General features: G+C 59.7%; 4 protein-coding genes and 1 pseudogene. All 5 read left to right on the top strand.

Annotation, left to right across the window (positions count from 1 at the left end):
- Positions 1-220: pseudogene (locus QZ079_RS07640) on the top strand (RNA 2',3'-cyclic phosphodiesterase); the annotation flags it as partial.
- Positions 221-475: 255 nt separating this feature from the next.
- Entirely contained in the window at positions 476-2,068 is a 1,593-nt protein-coding gene (locus tag QZ079_RS07635; protein ID WP_297037216.1) for an aminotransferase class I/II-fold pyridoxal phosphate-dependent enzyme, read from the top strand.
- 64 nt (positions 2,069-2,132) lie between these two features.
- Entirely contained in the window at positions 2,133-2,603 is a 471-nt protein-coding gene (locus tag QZ079_RS07630; RefSeq protein ID WP_291289090.1) for a dCMP deaminase family protein, read from the top strand.
- 288 nt (positions 2,604-2,891) lie between these two features.
- Complete coding sequence (locus QZ079_RS07625; RefSeq protein WP_297037214.1) at positions 2,892-4,298, top strand: 6-phospho-alpha-glucosidase; 1,407 nt, start codon at positions 2,892-2,894, stop codon at positions 4,296-4,298.
- Between the two features lie 24 nt (positions 4,299-4,322).
- Positions 4,323-5,645 carry a PTS sugar transporter subunit IIC gene (locus QZ079_RS07620; RefSeq protein ID WP_291289092.1) on the top strand — a complete coding sequence of 441 codons (1,323 nt, stop codon included), beginning with the start codon at positions 4,323-4,325 and terminating at the stop codon, positions 5,643-5,645.
- The last annotated feature ends 60 nt before the right edge of the window (positions 5,646-5,705 follow it).

Genomic DNA, 5,705 nt, shown 5'->3' with positions numbered 1-5,705 from the left:
TGTGCGCGCCGCGCTCGATGCGTGCGGGGTCGCCTACGACCGCAAAGCGTTTCGCCCGCATATCACGCTTGCTCGTCGCGCGCGCATGCCGCAGGGCGAGCTGCCGGTGCTCGAGTTTCCCGAACCTGGTCGAGCGACGCGCATGGCCCTTTTCAAGAGCGAACTTTCTTCCGAAGGCGCGACCTACAAGCCGCTGTACACCATCGAGCTTGCGAGTTGACGGCGCGAGGGAACGCGTTGTCGGTACGGTTGCGCGTGAACCCAGATACACCTCGTTTTCCTGTACGCAACGGCAGGGCACGTGCCCAAGCACCGGCTTGCTGAACCGTGCGCTGTAGGGTATCGGGACTATTTTGAAAATTGAACTTCTCGGTGCGTTGCTGCATGCTATACTGCTGAAAATTGAACTTTGAACCAGTGTAAGCAAGATAGGTTCAAAAAATTGAACCTATTACTTATGCCGACGGGAGGCGCCATGGCGGATCAAACGTTTGCAGAACGGCTGCGGCAAGCGATGCATGCGTGCGGCATGAAGCAGGCCGACCTTATCCAGGCGGCGGCCGCACGTGGCGAGAAGCTGGGAAAAAGCCAGGTCAGTCAGTATGTGAGCGGTAAGGTGACCCCGCGCCCCAAGGTGGTCGATCTGCTTGCGGGCATCCTCGACGTCGCACCGGCGTGGCTCGCGACAGGGGAGGACGCTGCCCGGGCGAGTACCGTCTCAAACGAGAACCTGCCCCCGGAAGCCTCTGGCGCTCGAACCCACACGCCTGCTCGAGCTGCCGCGCGGTCTGAGGCCGCCTCCAACTCCGTACCTCCGCAAGCATTCCCGCACGACCAAAGGAGCACCGTCATGCGCCAGTTCAACAAATCGTCCAAGCTCGACAACGTTCTCTACGACGTTCGCGGTCCCGTGGCCGACGAGGCCGCCCGCATGGAGGGCGAGGGCCTGCGCATCCTCAAATTGAACATCGGCAACCCCGCGCCGTTCGGTTTCCGTACGCCAGACGAAGTCGTGCAGGACATGCGCCAGCAGCTGCCGGACTGCGAGGGCTACTCAGATTCGCGCGGCCTCTTCTCCGCGCGCAAAGCCATCATGCAATATGCCCAGCTCAAGCATCTTCCCAACGTCACGATGGACGGTATCTACACGGGCAACGGGGTCTCTGAGCTCATCCAGCTCACTTTGAACGCGCTGCTCGACAACGGCGACGAGATCCTCATCCCGAGCCCGGACTACCCCCTTTGGACCGCATGCGCCACGCTCGCCGGCGGCATCCCGGTACACTATATCTGCGACGAACAGGCGGAATGGTGTCCCGACATTGCGGACATCGAATCGAAGATCACGCCCGCGACGAAAGCCATCGTCATCATCAACCCCAACAACCCCACGGGTGCCGTCTACCCGCGCGAGATCTTGGAGCAGATTGTCGAGGTCGCGCGCAAGCACCAGCTCATGATCTTATCCGACGAGATCTACGACCGCCTATGCATGGATGGCTACGAGCACATCTCGATTGCCTCGCTCGCACCGGACCTGCCGTGCGTCACGTTCTCCGGCCTGTCGAAATCGCACATGATCGCCGGGTATCGCATTGGCTGGATGATCCTTTCCGGCAACAAGCGCTGCATGGGTGATTTCATCTACGGTATCAACATGCTTTCGAACATGCGCCTGTGTTCCAACGTGCCGGCGCAGTCCATCGTGCAGACGGCGCTCGGCGGGTACCAGAGCGTGGAGCGCTATGTCGAGCCGGGCGGGCGTGTCTACGAGCAGCGCAACTACGTCTACGAGGCGCTCAACGCCATCGACGGCATCACGGCGGTGAAGCCCAAGGCGGCGTTCTACATCTTCCCGAAGATGGACGTGAAGAAGTTCAATATCACCGACGACGAGCAGTTCGCTCTCGACCTTCTGCACGAGAAGCGCATCCTCATCACGCGTGGCGGCGGCTTCAACTGGGGCGCGCCGGATCACTTCCGCATCGTCTACCTGCCGCGTATGGGCGTGCTGCGCGAGGCCATGGCAGACCTCGCCGACTTCTTCGAGCATTATCGTCAGAGCTAGGTTTTGATAAAATCCCAGACGGATTAGTCGTATCATTTCGCATCGTTGGCGTAGAGGAGCGCGTATGTCGGAGAAGCGCAGCGACGTCATTTCGTGGGACGAGTTTTTCATGCGTGTGGCGCTTGCTGCCAGCATGCGCAGCAAGGATCCAAATACGCAGGTCGGGGCGTGCATCGCCGACACGAACCACCGGATTCTCTCCGTGGGGTACAACGGCACGCCCTCCGCCCTCACTGATGACGAGTTCCCGTGGGGCGTTTCGGACGACCCGCTCATGGACAAGCACAGCTACGTGGTGCATGCCGAGGCGAACGCCGTGCTCAACTACCGCGGCTCGCTCAAAGACATGAGCGGCGCCACCGTGTACGTGACGCTCTTCCCGTGCAACGAGTGCGCGAAGATCCTGGCGCAGGTGGGTATCGGCGAGGTCGTGTACTTGAGCGACAAGTACGACGGCACCGAGGGCAATCTCATCTCGAAGCGCATCCTCACCTCGTGCGGCATCGCGTTCCGAGGGATGGCACTGGGGGAGTAGGCGGGAGCCAAACTCCTTGCGCGCTGCGCTTGCAAACGCCTCAGTATGCTGTAGAGGGGAACTGGTTACAACCAGTTGCGATTCACTGCGCCGAAAAAGAGCAGCTAGGCTCCCTAGACTCTCCTAGAGAGCAGTGGGTGTAACAGGTTACATCTTTTGGAACCGTATCCTGTTTCACCACTGGTGCCGAATTGGTCAAACCAATTGTTTACAGTGGCAGTGTGCCGGTTTGCACAGGGCCCGTTGCATCCGCTGGCATGGCAAGGAAGCCATGGTCTAGGAGGTGCCATGAAACGCTACTCAGTAGTGATCTGCGGAGGTGGGAGCACCTATACGCCCGACATGATCGAGCTGCTCTGCCTGCTGCAGGATTCGTTCCCGCTGCGCAAGGTGAAACTCTACGATATCGACGCCGAGCGCCAGGAGATTGTGGGCAAGTTCGGCGAAGTCATGTTCCGCGAGTACTACGAGGGCCTGGAGTTCTCGTACACGACCAATCCTGCGGAGGCGTTCGAGGACATTGACTTCGCCCTTGTGCAGATTCGCGCCGGCGGTATGGGGCTGCGCAACGCGGACGAGAAGATCCCGTACCAATACGGGCGCATCGGCCAGGAGACGTGCGGCCCGGGCGGCCTCGCCTACGGCATCCGCAGCGTGCCCGCCATGATTCAGCTCGTGAAGGACATCCGTCGTTATTCGCCCGATGCCTGGATCATCAACTACGCGAACCCGGCGGCGATCGTCGCCGAGGCAACGAAGCGTGCGTTCCCCGGTGACACGCGTTTGGTGAACATCTGCGATATGCCGCCCGATGTGCTAAACCACTATTTGCCGCTCATTGGCAAGAAACGCTCCGACATCTGGCCGGTGTACTTCGGTCTCAACCACTTCGGCTGGTTCACGCGGTTGCTCGACCGGAAGACCGGCGAAGACGTGCTGCCGGAGCTGCTCGACCATATCATGAGCAACTACGACGAGATCCACGCACAGTTCAAGAGCCGCATTCGCGGGCCTGAAGACCATTGGGGCATCACGTTCCTCGACCATCTCGAGATGATCCGCGACTTCCCCTATTCGCTGCCGAACAGTTACAACCTGTACTACGTGTATCCCGATCGCACCTATGCGCACTACACGCCCGAGCACACGCGGTACGACGAGGTCATCGCAGGCCGCGAGCACGACGTGTTCACGTGGTGCAACGCGATTTCCGAGCTCGGGCACATGAAGGGCACGGAGTATGACCTCACGGATAAGATCGCCGCGAAGCGCGCGAGCATCCGCGACCTCGGCGTCGAGACCGTTTACGCCGACAACGATGTGCACGCCGCGTACCTTGTCGAACTCGTGCTCTCGATTGTGAACAACGCGATGGAGCCCGCGCTCGTCATGACGGAGAACAAGGGCATCTGCCCGAACCTTGATCCGGGCATGATGCTCGAGGCCACGTGCCTCGCGGGCGCGCAGGAGCTCATGCCGTTGCAGGTGGGCGAGGTGCCGGCGTTCGAGAAGGGTCTCCTCGAGAACCAGTATGCCTGCGAGAAACTGCTCGTCGATGCCATCTTCGAGCATAGCGACATGAAACTATTGCAAGCGTTCACCGAGAACCGCCTCGTGCGCGACGCCGATGTCGCCAAGAAGATCATCGCCGATTTCAAGGTGGCCAACGGTTCCGAATGGCCCGAGTTCGCGTAACGGACAGGAAGGGAGGACCTTATCATGATGGAAAAACTCACCAGCATGCTGGAGAAGTACATCTATCCTGTTGCTGCCAAGTTCCAGGAGAATAAATTCCTGATGGCGATTCAATACGGCATGATGTTGTCGACGCCGCTTTTGCTCGTCGGCGCGTTTGCATGCATCATCAGTGATTTCCCACTCGATGCGTTCCAAACGTTCATGGCGGGTCTTGTTGGCGAGCAGGTCTGGGCAGATTGGAACTGGAGCATCTTGAACCCGGCAACGATCGGCCTCTTGAGCCTCGTTGCTATGAGCGGCACCTCCTACGAGCTCGCGCGTCGCAACGACGTGGCGCCGATGCCTGCGGTGGTCATCTCGTTCATGTGCTTTTTCATTCTCATTCACGCAGATGAAAACGGTATGATCGCCCTGGGCGAGTTCACGGCGACAACCCTCTTCCTGGGACTCATCATCGCCATCACCACCGGGCAGATCTACGCGCTGTGCATCAAGCACAACCTGACGATCAAGATGCCCGCGGCGGTGCCCGAGTTCATTTCCTCGCAGTTCGCCGCGCTTATTCCCGCGGCAATTTGTGCCGTTGTCTACATCATCGCGCGCTATGCGATTCAGGCGACGCCGTATGTGACCGCGTCCGATCTCATCTATGGCATTTTGCAGATGCCGCTTACCGCTGCGGGTACGACGCTCCCCGGTACGCTCATCGCCTCGTTCTTCAACGATTTTCTCTGGTTCTTCGGTATTCATGGCACGAACGTCGTCCAGTCTGTGATGGGGCCGCTGTGGGAGGCTGCGCGTGCGGCCAACCTCGAGGTATATGCTGCCGATCCGTTGGCGCTGCGCCCCTTCGTGGCGACGACCGCCTTTACCGATATGATCATCTTCCTCACGGGCACGGGTCTTACCTTGCCGTTGTGCATCGAGATGGTTTTCATGTGCAAGTCCGACCGTTTGAAGGCGGTTGGAAAGGGCGCCATCATCCCGGGTATCTTCAACGTGAACGAGCCCGTGACGTTCGGTTTGCCCATCGTGCTCAATCCGATGCTGCTCATCCCATACGTGTTTGGGCCGCTTATCTGCGTGGCGCTTGCCTATATCGTAATGGAGATTGGTATCGTTCCGCGGCCGACAGGCGTTCCGGTTCCTTGGACGCTCCCGGCGCCGTTCGGCGGTTGGATGATGTGCGGAGATTGGCGTGGCGGTGCGCTGCAAATCGTCATTCTGCTTCTCCAAGGGCTTTTCTACTGGCCGTTCATCAAGGTTCTGGATCGCCAGTATACGAAGGAAGAGCAGGAACTTGCCGCTGCTGAGCAAACTCAGGTAGAAGGATCCGGCGTCTAGCGCAAGACACGACACGGCGGGATCGAGTGCGCATGCGGGCTCGATCCCGCTTCGGGCGTG

Source organism: uncultured Enorma sp. (assembly GCA_905210055.1).
GTDB lineage: Bacteria > Actinomycetota > Coriobacteriia > Coriobacteriales > Coriobacteriaceae > Enorma.
This window is presented reverse-complemented; position numbering and strand designations above follow the sequence as displayed.

What these genes read in the sequence shown, in the direction of transcription:
- QZ079_RS07635 (WP_297037216.1), top strand. Translation starts at nt 476, where the DNA reads ATGGCGGATCAAACGTTTGCAGAACGGCTGCGGCAAGCGATGCATGCG.
- QZ079_RS07630 (WP_291289090.1), top strand. Translation starts at nt 2,133, where the DNA reads ATGTCGGAGAAGCGCAGCGACGTCATTTCGTGGGACGAGTTTTTCATG.
- QZ079_RS07625 (WP_297037214.1), top strand. Translation starts at nt 2,892, where the DNA reads ATGAAACGCTACTCAGTAGTGATCTGCGGAGGTGGGAGCACCTATACG.
- QZ079_RS07620 (WP_291289092.1), top strand. Translation starts at nt 4,323, where the DNA reads ATGATGGAAAAACTCACCAGCATGCTGGAGAAGTACATCTATCCTGTT.